The 24,522-nt window shown below is 72.0% G+C and carries 24 protein-coding genes; 3 read left to right on the top strand and 21 right to left on the bottom strand.

Annotation, left to right across the window (positions count from 1 at the left end):
- Positions 1-5: 5 nt before the first annotated feature.
- The 21 genes from ACTEI_RS11010 to ACTEI_RS10910 form a co-directional block, all read right to left on the bottom strand.
- Entirely contained in the window at positions 6-1,226 is a 1,221-nt protein-coding gene (locus ACTEI_RS11010; RefSeq protein WP_122977559.1) for an MFS transporter, read from the bottom strand.
- Between the two features lie 6 nt (positions 1,227-1,232).
- Positions 1,233-1,733, bottom strand: coding sequence for a GNAT family N-acetyltransferase (locus tag ACTEI_RS11005; protein WP_122982067.1), 501 nt, complete (start codon positions 1,731-1,733; stop codon positions 1,233-1,235).
- Entirely contained in the window at positions 1,730-2,926 is a 1,197-nt protein-coding gene (locus ACTEI_RS11000) for a type III PLP-dependent enzyme domain-containing protein (protein WP_203723603.1), read from the bottom strand. The genes ACTEI_RS11005 and ACTEI_RS11000 overlap by 4 nt, the downstream gene beginning before the upstream one ends.
- A 2-nt stretch (positions 2,927-2,928) precedes the next feature.
- Entirely contained in the window at positions 2,929-4,239 is a 1,311-nt protein-coding gene (locus ACTEI_RS10995) for a DUF6271 family protein (RefSeq protein ID WP_122982066.1), read from the bottom strand.
- Positions 4,240-4,247: 8 nt separating this feature from the next.
- On the bottom strand, positions 4,248-5,291 hold the full coding sequence (locus tag ACTEI_RS10990; protein WP_122977557.1) for a phytanoyl-CoA dioxygenase family protein: 1,044 nt from the start codon (positions 5,289-5,291) through the stop codon (positions 4,248-4,250).
- Positions 5,292-5,373: 82 nt separating this feature from the next.
- Positions 5,374-6,591, bottom strand: coding sequence for an MFS transporter (locus ACTEI_RS10985; RefSeq protein ID WP_203723604.1), 1,218 nt, complete (start codon positions 6,589-6,591; stop codon positions 5,374-5,376).
- Positions 6,592-6,633: 42 nt separating this feature from the next.
- Entirely contained in the window at positions 6,634-7,119 is a 486-nt protein-coding gene (locus ACTEI_RS10980; RefSeq protein WP_122977556.1) for an NUDIX hydrolase, read from the bottom strand.
- A 2-nt stretch (positions 7,120-7,121) separates the two neighbouring features.
- A complete protein-coding gene (locus ACTEI_RS10975; protein WP_164465911.1) occupies positions 7,122-8,072 on the bottom strand; it encodes a GHMP family kinase ATP-binding protein in 951 nt (316 codons plus the stop codon).
- Between the two features lie 36 nt (positions 8,073-8,108).
- Entirely contained in the window at positions 8,109-9,323 is a 1,215-nt protein-coding gene (locus ACTEI_RS10970; RefSeq protein WP_122977554.1) for a GNAT family N-acetyltransferase, read from the bottom strand.
- Positions 9,307-9,981 (bottom strand): HAD-IA family hydrolase, encoded by a 675-nt coding sequence (locus ACTEI_RS10965; RefSeq protein WP_122977553.1) that lies wholly within the window; start codon positions 9,979-9,981, stop codon positions 9,307-9,309. Before ACTEI_RS10965 ends, ACTEI_RS10970 begins: the two co-directional genes overlap by 17 nt.
- Entirely contained in the window at positions 9,978-10,640 is a 663-nt protein-coding gene (locus tag ACTEI_RS10960; protein ID WP_203723605.1) for a ribulose-phosphate 3-epimerase, read from the bottom strand. The genes ACTEI_RS10965 and ACTEI_RS10960 overlap by 4 nt, the downstream gene beginning before the upstream one ends.
- Positions 10,637-11,740 (bottom strand): DegT/DnrJ/EryC1/StrS family aminotransferase, encoded by a 1,104-nt coding sequence (locus ACTEI_RS10955; RefSeq protein ID WP_122977552.1) that lies wholly within the window; start codon positions 11,738-11,740, stop codon positions 10,637-10,639. The genes ACTEI_RS10960 and ACTEI_RS10955 overlap by 4 nt, the downstream gene beginning before the upstream one ends.
- A 10-nt stretch (positions 11,741-11,750) precedes the next feature.
- The gene (locus tag ACTEI_RS10950; RefSeq protein WP_122977551.1) at positions 11,751-12,806 is read right to left on the bottom strand and encodes an MDR/zinc-dependent alcohol dehydrogenase-like family protein; all 1,056 of its coding nucleotides are present in this window, start codon (positions 12,804-12,806) and stop codon (positions 11,751-11,753) included.
- A complete protein-coding gene (locus ACTEI_RS10945; RefSeq protein ID WP_122977550.1) occupies positions 12,803-13,864 on the bottom strand; it encodes an MDR/zinc-dependent alcohol dehydrogenase-like family protein in 1,062 nt (353 codons plus the stop codon). The genes ACTEI_RS10950 and ACTEI_RS10945 overlap by 4 nt, the downstream gene beginning before the upstream one ends.
- Positions 13,861-14,985: a sedoheptulose 7-phosphate cyclase gene (locus ACTEI_RS10940; RefSeq protein ID WP_122977549.1), complete on the bottom strand. Its 1,125-nt coding sequence runs from the start codon at positions 14,983-14,985 to the stop codon at positions 13,861-13,863. Before ACTEI_RS10940 ends, ACTEI_RS10945 begins: the two co-directional genes overlap by 4 nt.
- Positions 14,986-14,994: 9 nt before the next feature.
- A complete protein-coding gene (locus ACTEI_RS10935; protein ID WP_122977548.1) occupies positions 14,995-16,014 on the bottom strand; it encodes an ROK family protein in 1,020 nt (339 codons plus the stop codon).
- Positions 16,015-16,026: 12 nt separating this feature from the next.
- Positions 16,027-16,764, bottom strand: coding sequence for a 6-phosphogluconolactonase (pgl, locus tag ACTEI_RS10930; protein ID WP_203723606.1), 738 nt, complete (start codon positions 16,762-16,764; stop codon positions 16,027-16,029).
- A gap of 1 nt (position 16,765) precedes the next feature.
- A complete protein-coding gene (locus ACTEI_RS10925; RefSeq protein ID WP_203723607.1) occupies positions 16,766-17,842 on the bottom strand; it encodes a glycosyltransferase family A protein in 1,077 nt (358 codons plus the stop codon).
- 597 nt (positions 17,843-18,439) lie between these two features.
- Positions 18,440-19,399: a ParB/RepB/Spo0J family partition protein gene (locus ACTEI_RS10920; RefSeq protein WP_164465910.1), complete on the bottom strand. Its 960-nt coding sequence runs from the start codon at positions 19,397-19,399 to the stop codon at positions 18,440-18,442.
- A 523-nt stretch (positions 19,400-19,922) separates the two neighbouring features.
- Positions 19,923-20,600 carry an HAD family hydrolase gene (locus tag ACTEI_RS10915; protein WP_122977546.1) on the bottom strand — a complete coding sequence of 226 codons (678 nt, stop codon included), beginning with the start codon at positions 20,598-20,600 and terminating at the stop codon, positions 19,923-19,925.
- A gap of 379 nt (positions 20,601-20,979) precedes the next feature.
- A complete protein-coding gene (locus tag ACTEI_RS10910; protein ID WP_122977545.1) occupies positions 20,980-21,168 on the bottom strand; it encodes a tautomerase family protein in 189 nt (62 codons plus the stop codon).
- Between the two features lie 175 nt (positions 21,169-21,343).
- Here ACTEI_RS10910 and ACTEI_RS10905 point away from each other — a divergent pair, with 175 nt between their 5' ends.
- The 3 genes from ACTEI_RS10905 (at position 21,344) to ACTEI_RS10895 (ending at position 24,488) form a co-directional block, all read left to right on the top strand.
- Positions 21,344-22,843: a sodium:solute symporter family protein gene (locus ACTEI_RS10905; protein WP_122977544.1), complete on the top strand. Its 1,500-nt coding sequence runs from the start codon at positions 21,344-21,346 to the stop codon at positions 22,841-22,843.
- Positions 22,844-22,932: 89 nt separating this feature from the next.
- Positions 22,933-23,733 (top strand): 5-dehydro-4-deoxy-D-glucuronate isomerase, encoded by an 801-nt coding sequence (gene kduI / locus ACTEI_RS10900; protein ID WP_122982061.1) that lies wholly within the window; start codon positions 22,933-22,935, stop codon positions 23,731-23,733.
- A complete protein-coding gene (locus ACTEI_RS10895; RefSeq protein ID WP_275412255.1) occupies positions 23,730-24,488 on the top strand; it encodes an SDR family oxidoreductase in 759 nt (252 codons plus the stop codon). Before kduI ends, ACTEI_RS10895 begins: the two co-directional genes overlap by 4 nt.
- Positions 24,489-24,522 lie beyond the last annotated feature (34 nt).

Here is a 24,522-nt window from a genome sequence, read left to right as displayed (position 1 = left end):
GCCGGTCAGGAGCCGCTGAGACCGGCCGCGCGATCCGCGGAGCCGGCTCCCGGGCCGGCCGGCGCCCGTTCCTCGGCGGGCCAGCGGACCGGTCCGACGCAGGCGGCGAGCGCGAGGGCCGCGATAACCACCACGCTCATGCCCCACACCAGGCCGGCGGCGTGCGCGACGAACCCGATCAGGGGTGGCCCGGCCAGCAGGCCCACCGTGCCCGCCGAGGCGACCAGCGCGAGTGTCTGCGGGCCGAGGCGCGCCGCGGCGACGTAGAGGCACGGTGTCACGGCGGCCATGCCCAGACCGACACACGCGAACCCGGCGAAGGCCGGCACCGCGCCCCCGAGCAGCAACGCCGAGCCGAGCCCACCCGAGGCCACCGCGACGCCGGCCACGACGACCCGCTTGTCGCCCCAGCGTTTACGCCAGCCGTCGGCGAACACCCGGGCCACCAGCATCACGGCGGAAACGACGGCGATGCCCAGCGGGGTCAGCGCCGGGGCCGCGTGGGCCACATCGCGCAGATAGAGCGCCGACCAGTCGTTCATCGCCCCCTCGGTGAGCTCGGCCAGCACCATGGCCAGGGTGAGTACGACCGCCGTCAGCGAGGGCACGAATCCGCGAAGGCGTCCGCGCTCCCCCGCGGCGGGCGCCGCCGGATGCCGGTCGGCCGGCGCCGTCCCGGTCGTGGCGGCGATCAGCAACAGCACCAGGATCAGGCCGGCCAGCGTGAAATGCACCGCCAGTGTCCGGCTCACCGCCGTCGCCGCGGAGGCGAGCAGCGCGGCGCTGAACACCCCCGCGCTGAACACGGCGTGCAGTTTCGCCATGGTCGTCCGCTGGTACCGCGCCTCCAGTGCCGCCGCCTGAGCGTTCATGGCGACGTTCAGGCACGCGACGGCGACGCCGTCGCCGAGAAGGATCACCAGCGCGAGCGGATACGTCACCGCGACGGGCAGCACCGCCAGCACGGCGAGCAGCGCCAGGGCCGCGCAGGTCGCCAGACGGCGGGAGCCGAGGCGGCGCATCAGCCAGGCCACCGCGGCGAACGAGACGGCCGCGCCGACGCCGGGAGCCAGCAGGAGCAGGCCGACTTCCCGGTCGTCGAGGTCCAGCCGGTCCTGCAGGCTGGGCACCCGGGACACCCAGCTGCCGTACTGGAAACCGAGAAAGCAGAAGAGCGCGCCGGTGGCCACCTGTGCCCGGCGGAACGGATCGCTGAGGTACGGCATGACGGGTCAGCCCTCCTTGTCGAGACGTCGGCTCATGTACATCGCTCCGGCGCCGTAGCCGGGTGGCACGCGCACGCCGGGCTGCGCGACGAAGCCCCGGGCGGCCCAGAACCGGCTGCTTCCGGCGACGGAGACCAGCGAGATCCGCTCGCAGCCGGCATCGCGCGCCTGCCGCACGAGGTGGCCCAGCAGCAGGCCGCCCAGGCCGGTGCGGCGCGCACGCCCGGCGACGACCAGGTCGTGCAGGTGCAGGTTGGCCGACCGGTGGACGGCCGTCTCACAGCGGGTGAGGTCCGGGCAGCCGGACGGCGGGTAGGGCAGCGCGAGCAGGTACCCGGCGACCTCGCCGCCGATGTCGACGACCAGCGCGGTGGACGGGGAGACGCGCGCCCGCGACCGCAGCGCGGCGGGGCTCTCCGACAGCCCGCGGCCGCGGTACGCCTCGCTCTCCAGCGCGATGACGCGGGGCCAGTCGGCCGCGGTGAGGCGCCGTACGACCGGTGTCATGACGCCCGGCTCCCCGCGCATCCGGCCAGGACCGGGGTGTCCCGCACGGCTCGATACGGCAGCGGGTCGAAGCCGTTGAAGCCCCGCGTGGCGTAGCTGAGCGAGTAGGCGCCGGTGGCGAAGATCCAGACCGGGTCCCCGGATCGCAGCTCGCGGGGCACCGACGCGCGGTCGGCGACGATGTCATCGCTGTCGCAGGTGGGCCCGGCGACCACGGCGGCAACCAGCCGACCGGTCCGGTGATCCGGGAACTCCAGCCGGTACCGCAGCTGATCGGTCTCGTACAGGCCGTTGAAGCGGCCACAGCTCAGGTACAGCCAGTGCCGGTCACCGCCGTCGCGGTGCCGCCGGCGGGTCAGCCGGACCACGTGGGCGCGGATGGCGCCGTGCTCGGCCACCAGATATCGGCCCGGTTCCACCACGAAGGCGAGCGGGGCCGGGGCAATCTCCCGGAGCCGGCGCATCCCGGCGCGGATCGTGGCCAGCATCCGGCCGGTCCGCGGCGTCAGCGCCCGGCCACGCCGGTCCAGGTAACCCGCGGCGGGCAGGCCACCACCGAGATTGACGTGGTCGAGCCGCACGCCGCGGGCATCGAGCGCGCGGACGGTGACGGCCAGGGCCGCGAAGGCGTCGTCCCAGGCACGTGCGCTCATCTGCTGGGAGCCGACGTGCAGTGAGAGGCCCGCCGGCGTGAGTCCGTGCTCCCGCGCCGAGCACAACGCCGCCACGGCCTCACCGGTCGTGCAGCCGAACTTCTCGCTCAGCCCCCACAACGCGCCCGCCCCGCTGGTGGCGAGCCGGCAGAACACGCGTGCGCCCGGCGCGTGCCGGGCGATCGCCCGGACATCGGCCTCGCTGTCGGTCGCGAAGTCCCGGACGCCGAGCCGGTGGGCGGCCGCGATGTCCCGGTCCGACTTGATGGTGTTGCCGTAGTGGATCCGGCCGGCGGGCACCCCGGTGCGCAGCGCCTGGCGGATCTCGTTGGGGCTCGCCGCGTCGAAACCCGCCCCGTCGGCGGCGAGCGCCGCGAGGACCTCGTCGACCGGGCACGCCTTGACCGCGAACCGTACCCGGACGCCGGGCAGCTCGCCGGTCAGCGCCCGGTACGTCGCCGAGACCCCGGACAGATCGATGACGAGCTGGTCCTCCGTGGCGGCGGCCAGCGCGGAACGCAGCAGTCGGGATGCGGCCATCGTCATCTCCGCAGCTCCCCGGCGCCGATCGACCGGCTCGCGCGGATCAGCGGACCCCACGCCTCGATCAGCACCGCGAAGTCCTCGAAGTCCTGGGCGACCTCCGCCAGCAACGCGTCGCGGCGTCCGGCCAGCCGGTCGGCCGCGGCCGTGTACCGGCCGCCCAGCCTGCGGTAGGCGCTGTCGAGCTGGTGCAACCGCCGGACGTTGGCGGTGCGGTCGAGCAGCACCGCGTCGCGGACCAGGCCGGCGACCGCCGCGCTGCGTGGGCGGTGCCGCTCGTCGAGCAGCGCCTCCCCGGCCTGCGCCATCCGCCGATAGATCACGTGCAGGTAGTGCATGGAGAGGAAGAACTTGGCCAGGCGCAGCTGGTACGCCAGGAACGCCGGCAACGCCCGGCGGTCCGGGGTGTGGAAGTTGACGATGTGCCGGTTGTGCAGCACCCCGGGCAGCCGGCTGTTGCGTACCAGGTGGATGAGGAAGTAGTCGCTGCCTATCGTCTCGGTCATCGGCGGCAGCGGGACGCGCTCCTGGACCTGGTGGAAGCTGATGTTGCACATGTCCACCCGCATGGGATCCACCAGATCCAGCACGGTGTGGTCACCGCTGAACGGACGCGTTCCGGCGCCGGTGAAGGACTCCGCGACCAGGTCTCGCCGGACCCGTGCCGAGGCGTCCTCGGGCGCCCAGAGGCTGACGATGTCGTGGTACGCCTGCGGGTCGCGCTGCCGGACGTCGTCGATGTCGACTGACAGGTCGCCCACGAACGAGCCGCCCACCAGCACCACCGGCTTGTCCCGGTCCGCCGCCGCCAACCGGACCTCGGTGACCCCGGTGGCCGCCTGCGCGGCGGGCCGGCCGAGGAAGCGCAGCTCCTGGTCGATCGGGAAGACCTCGGCGCCGGCATGTCGCTGGTAGGCGAAGTCGGAGTCACGCCGGTGCACGGACTCGCATCCGAGGGCGGCGGCGATCAGGAAGGCCCGGTTCGTGCAGGCGCCGTACGACACCCCGTCCGGCAGCATCAGGGCGTTGACCAGATCGGGCTTCGTCACCTCGGCCGCCACGGTCACACGGGACAGGAAGCGCTGCTGCGCCGCCTCGTCCAGGTGGACGACGTGGACGCCGGGCGCCGCCGGCAGTGCCGCGATCACCGCGGCATGCCCGGCGTACGCCACCGGATCGGCGGAGTCGAGGACGAGCATGGTCACCTCGACGGCGAACGTCCGGGCGGCGTGGGCCGCTTCCGCCGCCACGGCGCTGATCACCGGGCCGCACGAGCGGTGCGTGGGCAGGGCCAGACAGATGCGGCGCATGTCGCGGCTCACCGCTCCCGCGGCCCGGACCCGGCCACCGTGTCCCACGGTGTGCAGCCCAGCAGCCGTTCGCCCAGATCGGTGAGCTTCGCCGGACCGTACCGCTGGGATTCGTGCCGGATCGGGTCGCCGATCAGCGTGGCGTTCCACTCGGGGGTGCTCAGCTCCCGCCAGGAACGGATGCGCGAGCGCACCAACTCCCGGTGTCCCGGCAGCGCCGGCATCATCGACAGGTACTGGACCGCGCGCACGCCGTCCCGGGACCGGTTCGGCAGCACGCCGTGCGCGACCTGGCCGTTCCAGATGAGCAGATCACCGGCCCGGAGCTCGGGCTGGATCACCGGGAACTCCGACCGGTCCACGTCCGGGCGCACCGGATCGCGGTCGGCGGGCTGCTGGACGCGCCACTGGTCGAAGCGCCGGAACAGCTCCGGCGAGCACTGGAAGCCGCCCAGCTCCGGCCGGGTGTCGTTGAGGGCGATGAGGCCCTGCACCCGTTGCGGCATGACCGGCAAGGTCGTGTCGACGTCCCAGTGCAGGTCGATGTCGAAGCCGCGATCGGTCGCCGGGATGAGTGCCCGGTCCCGGTTGCCGACGTTCGGAGGATTGATGTTCAGCCGGTCCAGGGTCACCCACAACTCCGGGACGTCCCACACGTCGACGAAGGCGTCGTAGACCCGCTGCGACTGCCGGCTGTCCCAGATGAGCTGATGCTGGTAGGCCTCGACGAACCCGTAGATGTACAGGTCGCGCTCCAGCTCCGAGGCGTACTCCCGCTCCGGGTACCAGGTCTGCGGGCGGTCCGGGTCGAGCCCCTGGAACGCGAACGCGAACGCGAGCAGCCGGCGCGCGTGCTCCGACGGGACGGCCTCGCGCACGACGATGTATCCGTAGGTCTGCCAGAACGCGAAGTCCTCCTCCGAGAGCACCCTCAGCTGGTGCGCCTTGCGGAGGTCGCGCAGCGGTGTCTCGGCCAGGTAGGTGTCACCGTCGCGGCTGAAGTACGGCCGGTGCGAGGCGGCACGATGCAGGTATCCGTCATGCGACAGCAAAATGCGTTCCTCTCCAGACAGGAAACTCCGACGATGTGCGACGGCCCGGCGCAATCCGGGTCCGCCGAGGCGCGGGGGAAGCTCAGGTACGGACCCGGGCCCGGCCGTGCAGGTGCGCCACGCCGCTGCCGAGCACCGCCAGCCCGATGCCGATCCAGAGCAGCAGCGGGCGGCCCAGGCCGATCCCGATGATCGCGGGCCCGACCGCGTACGACACCGTCCACGTGAGCTGGAAGACCGCCATGTACGGTCCCTCGTCACCGGGCGGCGCCAGCCGTACCGCAGCCGCCGCGGCGGTCGGTTTGGAGGTCAGCTCGGCCACCGCGAGAAGGGCGGCCACCAGCACCGCCGCGGCTCCGGTGCACGCGGCGGGCAGGAGCGGGATCGCGGCGGTCACGGCGACCGCGCACCCGGCCAGTGCGATGGCGCCGGCCAGCACCCGGGCACGGGTGGATCGCGCGGTCAGCCGGCTCAACGGCATCTGCAGCACCGCGATGCCGGCGTACCGGGCCGTCACCACCAGGGTCGGCCAGTAGGCGGGCAGCCCGAGCACGCTGACCAGGTAGACGGGAAAGGCGATGGTGGGGATGAGCCACGCGAACGAGAGCAGGGTCTGGGAGAGCACCAGGGAGCGGAAGCGCTGATCGCGCAGCGCCGACCACACCGAGGACCGGCCGCCGCCGGAACCGGCCGGGTCCGCTCCACGCTCCGGCAGCGCGACGCCGACCAGCACCGCCGCGGCCACCACCGAGCTGATCGCGTTGACGGCGAGCGCCACCGACAGGCCGGAGCGCCCGGCCACGGCGAGCAGGCCGGTGGCGGCGACCGCGCCCGTTCCCAGACACGCGGTCTTCACGAAATTGACGAACGAGAACCACCGCGTCAGCTCCTCGCCGTCCGCCACGCGTGCCAACGCCGTCGGCCAGGCCGCCCCGTACAGCCGGTCGGCGCTCATCACCAGCAGCGCCGCGCCCAGCACCGAGCCGAATCCGTCAGCGACGAAGTAGAGGCCGTAGCCCCCGGCGGTCAGCACGTTGCTGGCCATCAGGCAGTGGCGTGCGCCGTATCGCTGGATCAGGCGGGCCGCGACCGGAATCACCAGGAAGGACACCAGGGAACCGGCGGTCACGGCGGTCCCCGCGACGGCCGGCGCGATGGCTCTGACCTCGACCAGGAACAACAGGCTCAGCGGCAGGAACAGGCCGGCCCCGGCGGTGTCCACCAGAACCGACAGCATGAGCCGGCGCAAGCCCCGGCTGGGCATCACCGGCAGAACCGCCGCCGGTCGCCAGGAGACCATGGCGGGCACCTCTCGTATCGTCGCGGGCTCGGCGGCGGCTGGTCACGGTAGGTCGCCGGGATCGGTCACGAACCACGGTGACGCCTCTGCCGCCAGGGCCTTGTCCAGCAGGAACCGGTCGGCCTCGGCCATCGGGGGCAGCGTGTCGAGGTGGAACCACGCGACGGCCAGCGACTCGTCGTCGTTGACCCGCGCCTCGCCGCCGACCAGCCGGCACACGAAGGTCAGGTCCAGGAACTGCACCCGGTCGCCGTTGGCACAGACACCGGGCGGCAGCGAGAAGACACTCGACAGCCGCTCCACCGATACCGTCACGCCGGTCTCCTCGAAGACCTCGCGGACGACGGCGACACCGGGCTGCTCCCCCGGCTCCAGGATCCCGTGCAGCAACGCCCACCGGCCGTTGTCGGAGCGGCGGTTCAGCAGGATCCGGCCCTCGTGCAGCACCACCGCGGTGACGCCGGACAGCCAGAGCGGTGCGGTACCTATGCTCTTGCGCAGTTCCAGGATGAAATCGGGAGTCGGCACGGTCAGCCCGCCACGGTGGACTCGGAAGCGGCCGAGAGCACCGCCGGCCCGGCCGCGGCACGCGCGATCAGCACGCTGGATCCGGCGTACCTGGCGCCGGCCGCCGCCCGCAGGCGGGTTGCGACGCTCACCGCGTCGACGTCCCGGCAGACGCCGATCATGGCACCGCCACCACCGGCGCCGGTGATCTTCAGGGAGATGCCGGCCTCGGCTCGGGCGATGGCCCGCAGGTCCTCCAGCACCGCGCTGGACATCCCGACCTCGCGCATCGCCCGGTGCGCGCGCTCCATGGCCGCCACCAGCGCCGGGAGATCCTCGGCCAGAACGGCATCCCAGGCGGAGGCGGCGGCTCGATCAGCGTGGGCGATGTACCGGGACAGCCGGCTGTCGCCCTCGGCATGCCGGCGGCGGGCCTCGGCGAGGTGACCGACGGTGGACTTCGGCATGGCGGAGTCGACGACGATCAGGCGCCAGTCGGCCGGGAACCGGGCGTGTCCCAGCAGCAGTGGTGGCGTACCGTCCCGCCCGGCGGTCAGGACCGTGTCACCCCGGATGATGGCGGTCTGGTCCATGCCGCCGCCGTGGCAGATCGCGTACTCGAAGTCGAAGGACCAGGACAGCAGCGTCTCGTCGCCGAGCGGCAGGTCGAGGTGTCCGGCGAAGGCGCGGAACAGCCCGATGATCAGGGACGAGGACGACGACAGCCCGCTCGCCAGGGGCGCGTCGGCGTCGACCACGACGCCGGGCCGGCGGGCCGGCACGCGCTCGACACGCTGCCGCAGGAACTGCCATACCGCGTTCGCCGTACGGGTGACGCCGCCGCTCTCGTCGGCGCAGTCCGGACGTATCGCGATCCTGGTGGGCAGATCGACGGCTACGCAGACCGATCGGTACCCCAGCCAGTCGAGGTCCTCCCCGGCCAGGCACACCCGGGTGTTCGTAGAGATGATCAAAGCGTGGGACATCCTTCCGCGTGAAGATCACCGGCGTCAGAAGCCGGTCGAACAGTGCGGCGTGGTCTGACCGGCCAGGGCGCGCGCCACCGCGAGCAGCGCGCCGCGATCCCCGCCGTCGATCCGGCCGCGGCGGGCCAGCTCGACGATGGACACCGCGCCCAGCAGGCAGGCGGTGAGATCAGCCGAGCTCAGGGTCAGGTCCGGCGCGTGAGCACCGGGCCGGCAGGCGACGCGGTCGCCGTCCGGCGTCAGCGTGTAGCGTCCGGTGCTACCCGTGCCCGGATCGTGCACGGCGATCGTCACCACCCGGTCGATCCCGGCCGTACAGGCCCGCACCACCCGGGGCACGTCGGCCACCCGGGCCCACAGCTTGTCGACGCGCTCGGCCATCCGCAGTCTCCGGATGTCGGCGAGATGCTCGCGCAACGGCTCGCCCACCGGGCGTTTCCGGAAGACGATCTCCCGGCACAGGTCCAGTGACCGCAGGAACGCCAGCAGCGCGTACGCCGCCTCCGGGCCGGCCGCGACGAACTCGTCGACCTCGACGACCCCGGGCCCGTGGTACGGCGTCCACGGCCCGCCGCGCGACCAGGTGGCGTATCCGGTGGGCCGGCCCTGGCCGTCGCGGTACAGGGCGACGAACGTGTCGGCCGGCGCGCCCACCGCCACGGGATCGTTCCAGCGCGTCGTCCACCACCGGGCGCTGCGAGCCAGCTCTCCCGGCGCCCCACGCTGGTACGCCGAGAAGGCCTCCGGCACCGCGGTGGCGGCGCTCGGATCGTCGAGCAGCTCCACGGCTCCGGTGACCGGCCGGCTGCGTAGCTCCAGCCCCTCGGTATGCAGCGACCAGCTCGCCGCCTCGGTCACCGGCGCATAGCCGAACCGGCCGTAGATGGCCGCCTCGCTCGCCGTCAGCACGGTGAGCGCGTCGCCGTGCTCCGCCGCGGATCGCAGGTGCTCGCGCATCAGCGCCGCCAGCCAGCCGCGCCGGCGGTGGTTGGGCGACACGGCGACATCCCCGATCCCGCTGACCGGCAGCGTCTCACCGGGAGCGACGGTCATGTCGAACGGGAAGATCGCCGCCGCGCCGATCACGCCGGGATCGCCGATGGTCAGGAAACCGCCCGGCCGGGCCAGGGCGGCCTTCGCCGCCACGGCGGTCTCCGGCAGGTCGATCCCGTAGTGCAGCTTGAGCGCGGACCTCGTGAAGCGGACGTAGTCCGCGGAGACCTCACCGACGCGCAGCATCGCACTCTCTCAGGTGGACAAGCAGGGTGGCGGAGTCGACGGACCGCGTGACCCGGACCGTGCTGAGGTCCTCGACGAGCCATGCGGCCCCGGCCAGCTGATGCGGATCATGCGTGGTGCACACCCCGGCCACCCTCATCCCGGCGGCGACGGCCGCCTCGATACCGGAGGGCGCGTCCTCGAACACCACCACCTCGGCCGGATCGACCCCGATCAGTTCGGCGCCGCGCAGGTAGCCGTCGGGGTGCGGTTTGCCGCGTCCGACATCACCGGCGTGCACCAGCACCGGCGGCACGCCGATACCGGCCCGCTCCAGCCGGGTTCTCGCAGCCTGCGCCGAACAGGACGTCACGACGCCCCAGGGCACCTCGGCGAGGCTCGCCACCAGCGGGCCGGCGCCCGGCTGCGGCTCGACGGCGTCGGCGTACCTCGCCTCCAGCTCGTCGATGCGCCGTTCCTCGGCCGGCACGGCGAGGTGGGGCGCCACCGCCCGGATGTGATCCATCGTCTGACGGCCGTGCCCGGCGGCGAACGTGGTAGCCGGATCGAGCCCTTTGGCGCCGGCCCACTCCCACCATGCCCGGCGGATCGCCGCCGAGCTGTCCACCAGCACCCCGTCCAGGTCGAACAGCAGGCCACGGGCATGCACCCCGGTCATGACAGGGCCGCCTCGCGCAGCCGCGCCACACCGTCGACGACGCCACCGGGCGCCTGGAAGACCGCCGAACCGGCGATCAGGCGGTCCGCGCCGGCCTCGTGCAACGCCCTGGCCCGGGCCTCGGTCACCCCGCCGTCGGCGGCGATGTGGACGTGCTCCAGACGGCTCTCCGCCAGCAGCGCCCTGAGCCGGCGGATCTTGTCCAGGGTGTACTCCAGGAAGTCACTGGTGCCCGGATTGCTGGTCATGACGGTCACCTGGACGATCTCGCCGAGCAGCTCGGCGAGGGATCCGAGCGGGGTGCCGGGGTTGACGGCCAGCGCCGCGTCCACCCCGGCCAGCCGCAGCCGGCGCAGCAGCCGCGCGACGTGGGCGGTCGACTCGACATGCACGGTGACCAGATCCACCTTCGCCGCGAGCAGGGCATCCAGGTGCGCCTCCGGGTTCGCCACCTGAAGATGGACGTCCAGCGGCAGCTCGGTACGCCGCCGCACGGCGGTCACCGTACGGGCGCCGAAGCTGATGTCGGGGACGAATGCGCCGTCCATGACGTCGAGGTGCAGGTATCGCACCGGAGCGCCGACGAGGCTGTCGGTCGCCGCACCGAGGGCCAGCGGGTCGGCGCCGAGCAGCGCCGGAAGAACCTCGACCACGGTCACGCCCCCGTCCGCTTCGCCACGGCGGACGTGACCTGGTCGACGATGTAGTCGATCTCGGTCCCGGTCAGGTCCGGCCGCACCGGCAGGCACAGCGTGTGCGCGGCCTGCCAGTCGGCGTGCGGGAACCGGCTCGGCAGGTCGAGGTGCGCGAAAGCCGGCTGCCGGTGGATCGGTACGGGGTACCGCACCACCGCGTCGATCCCCGCGCCGACCAGCTCGGCGAGAACCTCGTCCCGCTGCTCGACCCCGACCTGGTAGAGGTGGAAGACATGCTCGCGCCCGGCCGGCTCGGGCACCCGGGCGATGCCGGCCAGCGCGCGGCTGTACCGGCCCGCCACCGCTCGGCGACCGGCGTTCCACCCGTCCAGCTCCGGCAGCTTGTGACTGAGCACGATCGCCTGGATCGCGTCCAGCTTCGAGTTGCAGCCCAACGCGACGTGATCGTTCTGCGCGGCCTGCCCGAGGCCCCGCAGCGTGCGGATGGTCCGCGCCAGGTCCGCGCGGTCGGTGGTCACCGCGCCTGCGTCGCCGGCCGCGGCCAGGTTCTTCGAGGGGTGGAAGCTGAAGCAGCCGATGTCACCCCACGAGCCCACCCGCCTGCCCTGCCACGACGCGCCCACCGCCTGGGCGCAGTCCTCGACCACGGCGAGCCCGTGCCGCTCGGCGATGGCGGTCACCGCCGCCATGTCGAGGGCCTTGCCGAACAGGTGGACCGCGATGATGGCCCGGGTGCGGCCGGTGATCGCCGCCTCGACCTGCTCCAGGTCCATCAGGTAGTCGTGCGGCGTGCAGTCCACCAGCACCGGGCGGGCCCCCACCGTGGTGATGGCCAGCACCGTCGCGTGGAACGTGTTGGCGACCGTGACCACCTCGTCACCGGGTCCGACACCCAGCGCGCGCAGCGCCAGCACCAGCGCGTCGGTACCCGAGTTGACCCCGACCGCGTGCTCCACGCCGATGTAGTCGGCGAAGTCCTGCTCGAACTGCTCGACGTGCGGTCCCAGGACGTAGTCGCCGCGCACCAGCAGGTCGTCGATGGCCCGGACGACCCGCGGCAGGTGCCGGAACTGGGCGGCGTAATGGTATTTGGCGATCTTCATCGTTCCTCCTTCATCCACGATCGGGAACCCCGGGCGTCAGCACGGCCTTGCCGACGTAGGGACGGCTGACCATCTCCCGCAGCAGCGCCGGGCCCTCGTCCAGCGGCGCTTCGACATCGATCAGGCGGCGGACCGTGCGCCGCAGCGCCGGCCCCTCGCGCCGGTCCTGGAGCAGCCGGGTGGCGACGGCGAAGTCCGCGGCGGTGGCGCCGTGCGACCCGGCCAGGTGCATCCTCCTGCGGCCGTCGTGCACGGTCACCCGCCCTTCACCGCGGCGGATCGCGTCGATGTCCTGCCCCAGGAACCGGCTGCCCGGCTCCGTGCCCGCATAGATCATCAGGACTCCGTCGTCCCCGGTCAGGCCGGCCGCGAGCTCCAGCGCGGCGCCGGTCGCCGCGGCGGTGGCCAGCACCACGCACGCGAACCCGCCACGGCCCGGCCGGTCGGCCGGGTGCAGGTCGACGCCGGGGAGGACGTCGCGTTCCGCCAGGAACCGCAGGCGCTGCCCGCCCCGGTTGACCAGGTGCACCTCGGTGCCGCGCGACCGCAGGATCCCGGCCATCAGGGTGCCGGCGATGCCCGCTCCGACGACGGCGACCGGGGACGGCCGGGCATGGGCCGTCGCGGCGATGACCGCATCGACCCGGGCCAGGCAATGTGCCGCGCAGGCGAGCGGTTCGGTGAACAGGGCCGCCAGGGGGTCGCTGTCGGCGGGGACCGGCCGCAGCGCCGCCGCGACATCGGCGACCGTACCCTCGATCTCCACGAGATCGGCGAAGCCCGACGTCCGCCGCACCACCGGATGGGGATCGAGCACGACACGCCGGCCGACGGGCAGGGTGTCCGCCAGGGTGGAATACCGCACCTCGGCGACGATCTCGTGCCCGAAGTCGCGGCGCAGATGCCGTGTCCCGTCCAGCTCGCGCAGGTCCGACCGGCAGACGCCGACGACGAGCGGCGCGATCACCACCCGCGCCGGCTGGTCGGTCAACCGGCCGGTGCGCGCGCGTTCCAGGTACGCCACACCGTCGCGGTGCCCGATGCGCCGGTATGCGACCCCGTTCATACCGGGCACTCCACCGGCAGGTCGGCGAGCCGCGTCGACAGGTCGGGACCTCTGGTGCCGGCCGATACCAGCGTCATGTCGATGACCACCTTGACGTATTCGTACGGCGGCGCCGGCGCGCGTGATCCGGACGCCATCGCGGACAGGTAGCTGCCGGCCTCGGCCAGCGGGACGACGTGCGTGATCAGGGCGCCGAACCGGCTCGCGTGCGTGCGCAACAGCTCCGCGGCCCGGGTCAGATGCCGCTCCGCCGTTCCTCGATGGCCGGTGAGCGACACCGGCTTGCCGGCCGGGGTACGGACCTCGGCGGTGGCGGATCCCACCGGACGGCCGCACACGTTGGCACGCCGTACCATGCCGAGGTCGAGCCTCCCGGTGGCCGGATGCCGGTCGCCGGGCCCGAAGCCGCCGAACAGGTCGATGCACCCACCCGGGCGCACCTGGTCCACCGCCTGGGTGAGCCCGGCCGCGGCGCCCTCACGCGGCAGGCAGAGGAACGCGCCGTCACAGCCGGCCACGGCCGGGGCCGCGCCGGGCAGTCGCAGCCGGGCCCCGTCGAGCACCCCGAGCCCGTCGATGAAGCGCAGGCGCTCGCCGCGGCGGTGGACGAGCTCGACGTCGCAGCCGTGCAGCTGTGCCACGATGGCGACCAGCAACGCCGAGGTGCCGCCGCCCCACACCGATACGCTGCGCAACGGCGCGGCGGACGACGCGAGCTCCCAGCCGTAGAGCACCGTGCCCAGCGGCTCGACCAGGGCGGCGAGATCCGCCGGCAACCGCGGATCGACCGGCACCGTCCGCGGCATCCGTTCCGCGCCGCCCGGGACGTGACGACGGAAGATGCCGTCATAGCTGTGCCCCAGGATGCTGTCCTGGTCGTCCGGATCGACCGGGTTGAAGACCACGAAGCGGCGCCGGCCGTCCGCGGTGGCCGCGCGCTCCGCCACGCCTTCGTGACCGAGGATGCCGGCGCGGTCCGGGCGCACCCGGCGGAAAATCTGCAGATCGGTGCCACAGATGCCGGCGCGCAGCACCCGCAGATCGTCCCGGCCCGTCACCGGTTCGCCGCGATCGGCTGGAGACGTCTCACCGTATCGCGGGCCGCGGCGATCTCCGCCGGCGTGACGTCCTCGACGAAGACGGCGCTGCCGATCCCGGTCGGCAACGGAAGGTGCTGGTGGCCGTCCCGGTGCCGAACGGTGTCGGCCAACGCGCCCAGCAGCATCCGTGAGGTGCACGCCTCGTGCTCGGTGGGCAGCCCCAGGCCCTGCAGCAGGGCGAAGACCCGGCGCAGCGCGTCATCGCTGAGCAGGCCCCGCAGGTGCGCGATGGCACAGCACAGCGCCATGTCGATCGCGACCGCCTCGCCGTGCAGCAGGTCACCGGCACACATCTCGAGCTGCGGGCTGAACGTGTGGCCGAAGTCGGCCACCCTCCGCAGCTCGTGCTCCCACAGGTTCGCCTCCAGCTCACCGAGCATCGCGGTGACGCTGCGCTCGATGATCTCCGTACCGTGGGCCGTCGCGATGCGCGATTCCACCAGGTCGGCGGAGTCCGCCTCGAGGAGCGCGAACAGGGTGGCGTCCTTCATCACCGCGATCTTCACGATCTCGGCCATACCGTTCCGGACGTGCCGGGCCGGCAGAGTGCGCAGGAACGTCGGGTCCAGGAGGGTGTGTGCCGCCGGGAAATAGGTTCCCAACCGGTTCTTGTGACCGTTGTGGTTGATCGCCGTCTTGGCACCGATGGCCGCGTCCACCAGGCCGACCAGCGTGGTCGGGACACGGATGAACGGCGTGCCACGCCGATAGAGGCTCGCCGCCATGCCGGCGAGATCCGTCACCACGCCGCCGCCGACGGCGATGATCGGTTCGCAGCGCCGCCTGATCCCGGCCTGGTCGGCCGTGCGGGCGATGTCGAGCAGGGAGTCCGCGGTCTTGACCCGCTCCCCCGGGCCGAGGGTGTATTTGACGGTGCGCGCGCCGCGGGCACCGAAGTAGCGGTCGATCCGGTCGCCGTAGAGGGAGTCGACCGTCCGGTCGACCACGACGAGGTACCTCTTCCCGTCGGCCACATCGGCGGCTTCGGCGAGCGCCTCGTTGGCCGGGGAGAAGACGTCGACGACAGCGTTGATGCGGTAGGTGACGTCTTGCCGGCAGCGTACCGTCCAGCCGTTCATGGCATCTCCTCAGTCGTTGCGGTGGAGGCGGTCTCGCAGGTACGACCCCACGCCGCGCATGGCGGCCAAGCCGTCGTCGTCGCCAAGGTGTATCCGGGTGCGGAAATACTGCGGGTCACGATCGCTGATGCCATACAGTCCGAGTTCCTCCAGATTTCGTACGAGGCTTTCCAGGTAGTGGGCGCCGAGCGCTTCGACGACGCCACCGAACAGGACGGTGGCTCCGACCTCGGGGTCGAGAGTCGCCTGGTAGAGCAGGACCTTCGCCAGCGGGCGGGTGAACAGGTCGAGGATTTCCAGGGCCGCCGGGTCGGCGCCGGCGACGCGCCGGGAGAACGTCGCCACCGGCTGGCCGGGCAGCTCACGGAACGCCCTCGCCTCGGGCAGCGTGGCGAGCAGGCGTTCGAGTCCGCGGCCCGAGGAGAACGCGCTGAGGTGGTTCTCCCCGCCGCAGTCACAGCGGCCGCGCAGGACGCTGCCGCGCCACTCGACGTCGACCGGGAGATGGCCGATCTCGCCCTGCAGGCCGTACCGCGGCTCCAGGGGGATCCGGCCGGACTCCAGCACGATGGTGCGGTACGCGATACCGCTGCTGACCGTCACCGCCGCCGCTCTCCGGCCGGGCCGGGTGGCCGCCCATCTCGCCCGGACGGCGTGGGCGAGGGCGGTCACGTCGTTCAGCAGCCCGAACCGTACGTCCGGCAACCGCCGGGCCAGCAGGTCGGTCAACGGCATCGGGTGCCGTCCGGGGCCCCACAGCGGCGCGCTGCCGAAGACCTCCCCGGTGCGGCCGTTCAACGCCGCGCCGAGTGAGATGCCGACCGTTGCGACGCCGCACGCCGCGTCCGCTTCGAGCGTGGCCGTGACGATGTGGTCGACGAGGCGCTGCTGCAGCTTCGCCACCGGCTCACGGTGGTTGCGGACCGACAGAGCCGGCGTCTTGCGTACCAGCCGGAGCCGGCCGTCGGCGCCGAGGATGCCGGCGCGGAACCACGTGCCGCCCAGATCCAGGCAGAGGATCGGATCCATGCCGCCCGCCGCCTAGCCGGTCGCCGCATCGGCGACGGACATCGCGGCGTCGTCCACGAAGAGCATTCCGCCACCGCGCAGGATGCCCGCCACCGCCGAGGTTCTCGGCGCGCCCTCGCCGAGCAGCCCGGCCACCGCGGCGGCCTTGGCGGTTCCGCAGGCCAGGACCACTCTCAGGCCGCCCCGCGCCAGGGTGGGCAGGGTGAGGGTCATCCGGGTGACACCGTGATAGGGGGCGGTGGTCACCACCACCCGGTCGGCGGTCAGGGCGCTCGGGTCCCCGTCGAAGATCGATGCCGTGTGACCGTCCTCGCCCAGTCCCAGGACCACGACGTCCGGGCTCTGTCCGCGGAGCAGACTGCGGATCTGCATGTCGTAGCGGCGCACCGCCGAGGCCAGGCCGGGTCCGGTCCGGACCGGCATGGGATGCCGGTTGGCGACCGGCACCGCGCACCGGTGCAGGAGATCCCGCTCGATCACGCTCCAGGACGGCCCCGTCTCGCTGTCGGCGACGATGTGGTCATCGGTCTGCAGGACATGGATCCGGTCCCATGGCAGGTCGGCAGCGCTCAGCGAGCGGTAGGTGGCCGCCGGGGTGCTGCCACCGGTCAGGGCGACGGTACAGAACTCGTGTTGCCTCAGGACCCGATCGATGTGCTCGACCACCCGGGCACTGACCTGCTCCGCCAGGTCGGCGAAGCCGGCGGCCCGTGTGACGACGAGGTCCTGGTGCTGCGCCAGCTCGGGCACGTCAGCCCACCTCCTGGGTGACCGCCTCGCGGTCTCCGGTAGCGAACTGGGCCGCCCGGTTCATGGACGGTCGTTCATGATTGAGATGGATCATCGTGGCCGCCGACCGCGCCACCGGGGAGAACGCCGACAGGCGGTCGACGAAGTCTCTGTCCTCGCCACCCCAACCGGTGAAGGACGTGTCGAATCCGTCCACCGCGCGGAACAGTTCGGCGGTGACGACCACACAACCTCCCGGCGGCCGGCGCAACAGGTAACCGGCCACTGTTCCCGCGCCCGCCGTGCGTTCCGAGACCAGCCGCGCCGAGCTTTCCGGATCGAGGCAGTGGACGTCTTCATAGGGCAGAAAGGCGGGTGATACCGCGGCCTGCACACGCACCCTGGTGATGAACCAGGGGTCGACGACCATATCCGCGTCCAACTCGCATATCACGTCCCGCGGAGAACGTGACCGCCGCGCACCAAAATTGACCGACGATGACTTGTTGAAAGGGCCGCTCTGCGGTTCGAAAACGTAATTGTCGGCCCAGGATCCGACCCAGGAATGCCGCGGCCGATCGTCGCTCTCGACCACGGTGACATAGAAGCCGGAGGACCCCGACGCCTGTTGCGCCAGCGATCGCAGGCAGGCTCGCAGATTGCGCTCGCGCAGGCTGCCCCGCGGCGCCCGGAACGGAATGACGACGTGCAGGGCCGGCAGGGCGCCCGCCGGGGCGAGCCGGTCCGGCGCCGGCCGCACCGCCGGTTCCGGAGCACCCTCGAAATACAGCAGCCGCACGGACCGCTCGATCGAGGCGGCCAGGTCCCGGTGCTCCCGGCTCCATCCGGGCTCCCGTGCGTACCGTTCGAGCGCCTCCACCAGGGGCGGGTAGCCGGCCGCCGGCCGGCCCCCGGACACGACGCCGGCCAGCCCCGAGGCCACCGGGGCATACCGGGCCGCCACCGCGGCCACCACGTCGTGGGCTCGGCGAAACAACGGCTCGCTCGACCGCCAATATGGCGGGCAGTAATCTTCTGCGCCGTCGTCGGCTCCCGCGACGACGCAGCCGGCGAGCGTGCGAGCTATTCCTAGACGCACAATGCACCTCCTTCAGGGGACGCGGACCGTGTGCCTTCGGCGCGGCAGCTCACGGCTGCGCCTCCACCGACGCCGAAATGGCTCCTCAGCGCCATACCGCGCTGACGGCGGCAGCTCGCCGCTCTCGCATTGTCATATCGAGCGGCACTGCCGAGGGCCGCCTCTAACCATCGGCCGCCACGGGGAAAACTAGCACGCCGACGCCGTTGCGGTCATCGCCGGAGAAAGACGTTTGCCGATCGACATAATTGCCGGACACGCGCAAAATTTTTACCGCGGACATTGCCGCTGGCCATGCCGGGGATGACGACCCGACCCTCGTGCCGGCCCGCGACGCTTTTCATCGCGGTACGGATGTGCACCGCGCATTTTCCGCACTTGCACGCCGCTGCGGACCGCCGGGTCATTCCGGAGAAAGGCCGGGGCGGAAACCCGCCACCCCGCATCGGCCGCCCGACCGGCGCCGTCGTGATCAGCGGCCCCCACGGACGGGAGCCGCCTCACGGAGGGGACACACCCGCCGGCGCGAGCACGCCCACCGGCCCGAACGGTGCGCCCACCGGTCCGAGCGGTGCGACCGGCGGACCCGGCGCCGGGCTAGAGAGCCGAAGCGTTCGCCCGCCCCTCGGCGATCTCGGCGAACTGCTTCCACTGCATGGCCACGCTGCGGGCCACCTTGGAGACCAGCGGCAGGCAGTGCGGCGGAAGTGACTCCACCACCTGCCCGTCGAGCGACGTCCCGAGATGCTGGTGAAGGAGCCGCAGCAGGGTCCGTCCCGTCTCGGTGTACCGCAACGACGGATCTCGGCTCAGGTTGGTCAGCACGACATCATCGGGAGCGAAGTCCTGGCCGGCCGGAGCCCCCTCCGCGCCCGGCGCCCCGGCCGGCCGATCGGTACCGGGCCCTCGATGGATCATGCGCAGCCGGGCATTGCGTACCGTGTTCGGCGAGACACCGGCGCGCCGGGCGAGATCGCGTAGCGAGGCATGTGGATGCTGGGTGATCAGCTCCTCCACCAGCAGCCGATCGGCTCCCGGCCGGGCCGGCCGCACCCGCCCGTCCCGCCCGATCCGTTCGGCAGGCATACCCGTGCCGGACCGCTTGCGCAGCGCGGCGACGGTCTTGCCGGAGAGCCCGGAGACCCGACCGATGGAACGGTCCGAACATTGCGGGAACCATTCCAGCAGCCGCTTCGCCGCGGCCCGGCGCTCGGCGAGCGTCAACGGCAGGCCGTGCGCCACGTTGCTGGCGACGCTGCGCAGATAAGCGGCCCGGTCGTCGTCTTCGAGCAGATGGGCGAGGATCTCCTCGGCACCGTTGCGCCGCGCCGCGTGCAGCCTGTGCACCCCGTCGATGACCCGCATGGTGGACCGTTGCACCAGGATCGGAGGTAACGGCGCTTCCGACTGCGCCAACAGCTGGACGTGCCGCTCGTCCAGGGCGGTCTGTCGAGGCGTCCATGCCGACGACAACGACGCGATCGGCACGAGCTCGGCTTTCCCCGCCGGCAGCGCGCCGTTCAGCTCAGCGAAATAGGTCGGTGTTATGTCGTCCAATGCACCGCTCCCCGTGACGTATGCATGATGTAGCCACCGGCGCGACTCCAGGCCAGACCGGCTACGACGCCTCTCCCACCGCCGAACGGACGAAAAGCGGCAAAGCTTGAGCTTCGTCGCGATTCGCCTAAGTCCCACGGACCCCTTTGGTTCTACTCCTTCTGGATGATCTCCGTCTCGGCCTGTGCAACCGGGCAGATCGCCCGGTTGCACAGACCGATCAGCCATCCGCCGGGCGCGTCAGCTGCCGGTTCGCTTTTCCCCTTCAGTTAACCTACCTAACAGGTCGGGGCCATAAGTGGTTCATCTCACAGCCGACGAAGGGTTGGCCTGCACGAACCGCGGCCGGGGACATTCGGGCCCGGCCCGCGGCGGCCGACCGCCGCGGGCGATCCGGCCGGCGGCCAGCGGCACCACGTTCCGTCTTCGTGAAGCGGCGAGGCTCACCTCGCCGGACGACAGCGGCCCGGGCGGGAGCGATCCCCTGACCCGGGCGGGCGAAGCATCACCACGGGACCGGCTTCTACGCCGGAAGAACGGTGTCCCGGCTCGCCTGCGGCGACACCAGCGCGCACAGGTCGATCGGCTGTCGCGCGGTGCGGTCGGCGGCCTGGCCGGCATCGTAGAGATGGCCCCACGCCGCCGCGACCGCCAGCGCGCCGGCCCGCCGGGCGGCCCGCAGATCGAGCGGGGAGTCCCCGACGTACGCCACCGAGCCCGGCTCGACGCCAAGCCGGTCACAGGCGAGCAGGATGCCGTCGGGCTCGGGCTTGGGGTGGGCGACTTCGTCTCCGCCGACCACGACCGCGAAGAATCCGAGAAGCCCGGCGCCGCCCAGGAGGATCTGAGCCGCCTTCCGGCTGGCCCCGGTGAAGACCGCCACGGAGGCCCGCTGCGCGATCAGCGACAGGACGTGCTCGACGCCGTCGTAGGTCCGCACCCGGCCGGACGCGAGATGCGAGTAGTAGAGATCGAGTTCTCCGGAAGTCACCGGGCGGCCGAGCAGGTGCTCCAGGATCCGCCGAGGCGGTCCGAGCGGATACGCGGCGACGATGTCGGCGTCCGAGAAGACCGGGCCGCCACCGGCCACCACGGCCGCACGGAAGGCGGCGGTGACCACGTCGGTGGACTCGATCAGGGTGCCGTCCATGTCGAAGATGACCGCCTCCACGAGCGGCGATCCCGAACCGGTCGATCGCATGATCCGGACATTACACAAGCCCTCGGCACGGCTTCCAGCTGTTCACTCCGGGCCCGCCGGGGGCAGCGGCCCGGCCGCGACCGCGGCACGGACCGCCGGCAGAGGCCGCGGCAGCGACCGGCCGGCGACAGGCCGCGGCAGCGACCGCCCGGGACGGATTGCGACAGCGACCGGCCGGGACGGACCGCGACAGCGACCGGCCGGGACGGACCGCGACAGCGACCGGCCGGGACGGACCGCGACAGCGACCGGCCGGGACGGATTGCGACAGCGACCGGCCGGGACGGATTGCGACAGCGACCGGCCGGGACGGACCACCTCGGTCGTCCCGGCGTCGACCCGGCCGCCGCACCGCCGGAGGCCCCGCCACCGGCGGTGCTCAGGTCCGGTCGGACTCCAGGGTGCCGCCGTTGGCGACGTCCTCGCGCTCGATCTCGTCGAAGCGGATGCGCACCGCAGCCCTCCGGGCCTTGAGGATGTCGACCGCGGCGGCGGTCACCGCCTCGGCGAACTCGCGCCGCTGGTCGAGCGTGCGGCCGGACAGCAGTTCAACGGTGATGTTGGGCATGGACCCTCCTGTTTCCCATAGAAGGGAACATTGTCCCGCGACACGGAACAAGGTCAAGAGTCTGTCCATAGACCGATCTGATTTGTTCCATGTATTGACAAGGTGTTCCATGTAGCAGAACATCCAGGAAACGCAACGTCCCCTGTGACCCGTGTCACGCACCGGAGGAGGGCACGTGACCACGCTCGACTGGCTGGTACTCAGCGGATATTTCCTGGTGATGCTCGGTATCGGCCTGTGGGCCAAGGGCCGGATCCACAGCGTCGCCGACTACTTCACCGCCCGCGGCATGATCCCCTGGTGGCTGTCCGGGATCTCGCACCATATGTCCGGTTACAGCGCCATCATGTTCGTCGCGTTCGCGGCCGTCGCCTACACCTACGGGCTGGCGATGTACGTCTGGTGGGCCCTGACCATCGGCCTCGGCGTCGGGATCGGCGCCTTCCTCTTCGCCGCCCGGTGGAACCGGCTGCGCTCCAGGCACGGGGTGGCCTCCCCGCTGGAGTACCTGGCTCGCCGCTACAACGTGCCCACACAGCAGGTGCTGGCCTACAGCGGGGCGCTGCTCAAGGTCGTGGACATCGCGGCCAAATGGGTGGCCATCGCCGTGCTGCTGCGCGGCTTCGCCGGCGTGCCGATCCTGTGGGGCATCGTGATCACCGGCGCCGTCACCCTGGTCTACATCACCGCCGGTGGCCTCTGGGCCGACGTGCTGACCGACTTCGGTCAGTTCGTCATCCAGGGCGTGGCCGGGGTGGCCATGTTCCTCGCCTTCCTGGGGCACCTCGGTGGCGTCTCCGCGCTGTGGAACATGTGGGACGACCTGCCCGCCGGGCACGGCGACCCGTTCCACGGGCCGTACACCCTGACGTTCTTCCTGGCGCTGCTGTTCATCAAGACCTTCGAGTACAACGGCGGCATGTGGAACCTGGCGCAGCGGTACATGGCCGCCCCGTCCGGCTCCGCGGCGAAGCGGTCGGCGCTGCTGTCCAGCGCGCTGTGGCTGGTCTGGCCGCTGATCCTGTTCATGCCGATGTTCGCCGCGCCGCTGATCGTCCCGGGCCTCACCAACCCCGAGCAGGCGTACGTCGAGCTGGCGAAGTCCCTGCTGCCGCCCGGCGTGATCGGGCTGGTGCTGGCCGGGTTCTTCTCGCACACGATGGCGATGGTGTCGTCGGACGCCAACGTGATCTCGTCGGTGGTCACCCGCGACATCGCCCCGGTGCTGGTGCGCGCGGTACGCCACCTCAGCGAGCGGGGGGCGCTCACGTTCGCCCGGATCACCACGTTCGCGTTCGTGGCGATCAGCATGGTCATCGCGATCAGCACCGAGGGCCAGGGCGTGGTGCTCAAGATCGTGGTGGACCTGGTCGCGGCGACCATGGGGCCGATCTCGATCCCGCTGATGCTCGGGCTGCTGCCCTGGTTCCGGCGCTGCGGGCCGACCGCGGCGATCGCCTCCTGGGCCGCCGGCCTGGGCGTCTGGGTCGTGGTCAAGTGGATCCTGGACGAGACCAGCCAGACCATGGTGGTCGGCGTCCCGCTGGTCACCTCGCTGGTGCTGTACACAGCGATCGGCCTGCTCAAGCCGGAACGCACGATGGAGCGCGACACCATCATCGATTCACTCGACAGTGACCCGGCGGACGAGGCGAGGCCGGTGACCACGGCCTGACCCGGCGGTCCGCGCGCCGCCGGACGAGGCCGATATGCTGTTCCATGTAGCGATAGTTTGTTTCATGTAACGGGATGCGAGGAGTGCTGATGGACTCACGACCCCCCACGGCCCCGGACCAGCTGGCGACCATGGACACCGCGCGGCTGCGGGCCCGTTTCCTGGTGGAGGACCTGTTCCGTCCCGGTGAGGTACGCCTGACCTACTCCCACGAGGACCGCATCGTGGTCGGCGGCGTGTCCGGCGCCGCCGAGCTGCCCTGCCCCGACGCGCTGCGCTCGGCGTACTTCCTGGAGCGCCGCGAGCTGGGCGTGGTCAACATCGGCGGCCCGGGCACGGTGACCGTGGACGGCGTCCGGCACGAGCTGGCCGCCCGGGAGGTGCTCTACATCGGCCGCGGCGCCCGCCAGGTCCGTTTCGACGGCCGGTTCTACCTGGTCTCCACGCCCGCGCACACCAGCCACCCGACGGTCAAGGCGACCCTTGACGACGCCGAGCCGGTGCGCCTGGGCTCCCGGGAGAACTCCAACGAACGCACCATCTACAAGTACATCCATCTCAAGGGCATCCAGAGCTGCCAGCTGGTGCTCGGCGTCACGGTGCTGGAACCGGGCAGCATGTGGAACACCATGCCGTGCCACACCCACGAGCGGCGCACCGAGGTCTACTTCTACTTCGACCTGCCCGAGTCCGACCGGGTGGTGCACCTGATGGGCCCGCCGGACGCCACCCGCAACCTGATCGTGGCGCCGGAGCAGGCGGTGATCTCGCCGTACTGGTCGGTGCACTGCGGATTCGGCACCCGCAGCTACGCGTTCGTCTGGGCCATGGGCGGGGAGAACCAGGCGTACGACGACGTGGAGCCGGTCGCGATCGGCGACCTGCGGTGACCGGCGCCGCCGCGTCGATGTTCTCGCTGCACGGCCGGACCGCCCTGGTCACCGGCTCGCGCAACGGGATCGGCCGGGCCATCGCGGTGGCCCTGGCGCAGGCCGGCGCCGATCTGGTGCTGCACGGCCGTACCGATGATCTGGACGACGTCGAGGAGGAGGTCCGCAAGGCCGGCGGCACCGCCTCGCGGTGGCGGTTCGATCTGTCCGACACGGCCGGCATCCCGGCCGCGGTGGCCGACCTGCCCGAGGTGGACATCCTGGTCAACAACGCCGGCATCATCCGCCGCGCGCCCGCCGCCGGGCACTCCTTCGCCGACTGGCGCTCGGTGCTGGACGTCAACCTGGACGCGGTGTTCCAGCTCAGCCGCGCGATCGGCGTACGCATGCTGGCCCGCCGCCGCGGCAAAATCATCTCGGTGGCCTCGATGCTGTCCTTCCAGGGCGGCGTGCAGGTCCCCGGATACACCGCCGCCAAGCACGGCCTCGCCGGGCTGACCAAGGCCCTGGCCTGCGAGTGGGCTGCCGACGGGGTGCAGGTCAACGCGGTCGCCCCGGGCTACATCTCGACCGGCAACACCGCCGCCCTGCGTGCCGACCCGGTGCGTGAGGCGGAGATCAGGTCGCGCATCCCGGCCGGCCGCTGGGGCCGGCCGGACGACGTGGCCGGCGCGGTGGTCTTCCTCGCCTCCGCCGCCTCCGACTACGTCAACGGCCACGTGCTCGCGGTGGACGGCGGATGGCTCGCCCGGTAGCCGCCGAGCCCGGCCCGCCGACCGGCTCCCAGTA

Source organism: Actinoplanes teichomyceticus ATCC 31121 (assembly GCF_003711105.1).
Lineage (GTDB): Bacteria > Actinomycetota > Actinomycetes > Mycobacteriales > Micromonosporaceae > Actinoplanes > Actinoplanes teichomyceticus.
The sequence above is the reverse complement of the archived record's forward strand: the minus strand, read 5'-3'. Positions and strand labels throughout refer to the sequence as shown.

Excerpts from the sequence above, each read along its gene's own strand:
- ACTEI_RS11010 (WP_122977559.1), bottom strand. The coding sequence starts at position 1,226 with ATGCCGTACCTCAGCGATCCGTTCCGCCGGGCACAGGTGGCCACCGGC.
- ACTEI_RS11005 (WP_122982067.1), bottom strand. The coding sequence starts at position 1,733 with ATGACACCGGTCGTACGGCGCCTCACCGCGGCCGACTGGCCCCGCGTC.
- ACTEI_RS11000 (WP_203723603.1), bottom strand. The coding sequence starts at position 2,926 with ATGGCCGCATCCCGACTGCTGCGTTCCGCGCTGGCCGCCGCCACGGAG.
- ACTEI_RS10995 (WP_122982066.1), bottom strand. The coding sequence starts at position 4,239 with ATGCGCCGCATCTGTCTGGCCCTGCCCACGCACCGCTCGTGCGGCCCG.
- ACTEI_RS10985 (WP_203723604.1), bottom strand. The coding sequence starts at position 6,591 with ATGGTCTCCTGGCGACCGGCGGCGGTTCTGCCGGTGATGCCCAGCCGG.
- ACTEI_RS10970 (WP_122977554.1), bottom strand. The coding sequence starts at position 9,323 with ATGCTGCGCGTCGGTGAGGTCTCCGCGGACTACGTCCGCTTCACGAGG.
- ACTEI_RS10965 (WP_122977553.1), bottom strand. The coding sequence starts at position 9,981 with ATGACCGGGGTGCATGCCCGTGGCCTGCTGTTCGACCTGGACGGGGTG.
- ACTEI_RS10955 (WP_122977552.1), bottom strand. The coding sequence starts at position 11,740 with ATGAAGATCGCCAAATACCATTACGCCGCCCAGTTCCGGCACCTGCCG.
- ACTEI_RS10950 (WP_122977551.1), bottom strand. The coding sequence starts at position 12,806 with ATGAACGGGGTCGCATACCGGCGCATCGGGCACCGCGACGGTGTGGCG.
- ACTEI_RS10940 (WP_122977549.1), bottom strand. The coding sequence starts at position 14,985 with ATGAACGGCTGGACGGTACGCTGCCGGCAAGACGTCACCTACCGCATC.
- ACTEI_RS10935 (WP_122977548.1), bottom strand. The coding sequence starts at position 16,014 with ATGGATCCGATCCTCTGCCTGGATCTGGGCGGCACGTGGTTCCGCGCC.
- ACTEI_RS10915 (WP_122977546.1), bottom strand. The coding sequence starts at position 20,600 with ATGCGATCGACCGGTTCGGGATCGCCGCTCGTGGAGGCGGTCATCTTC.
- ACTEI_RS10910 (WP_122977545.1), bottom strand. The coding sequence starts at position 21,168 with ATGCCCAACATCACCGTTGAACTGCTGTCCGGCCGCACGCTCGACCAG.
- kduI (WP_122982061.1), top strand. The coding sequence starts at position 22,933 with ATGGACTCACGACCCCCCACGGCCCCGGACCAGCTGGCGACCATGGAC.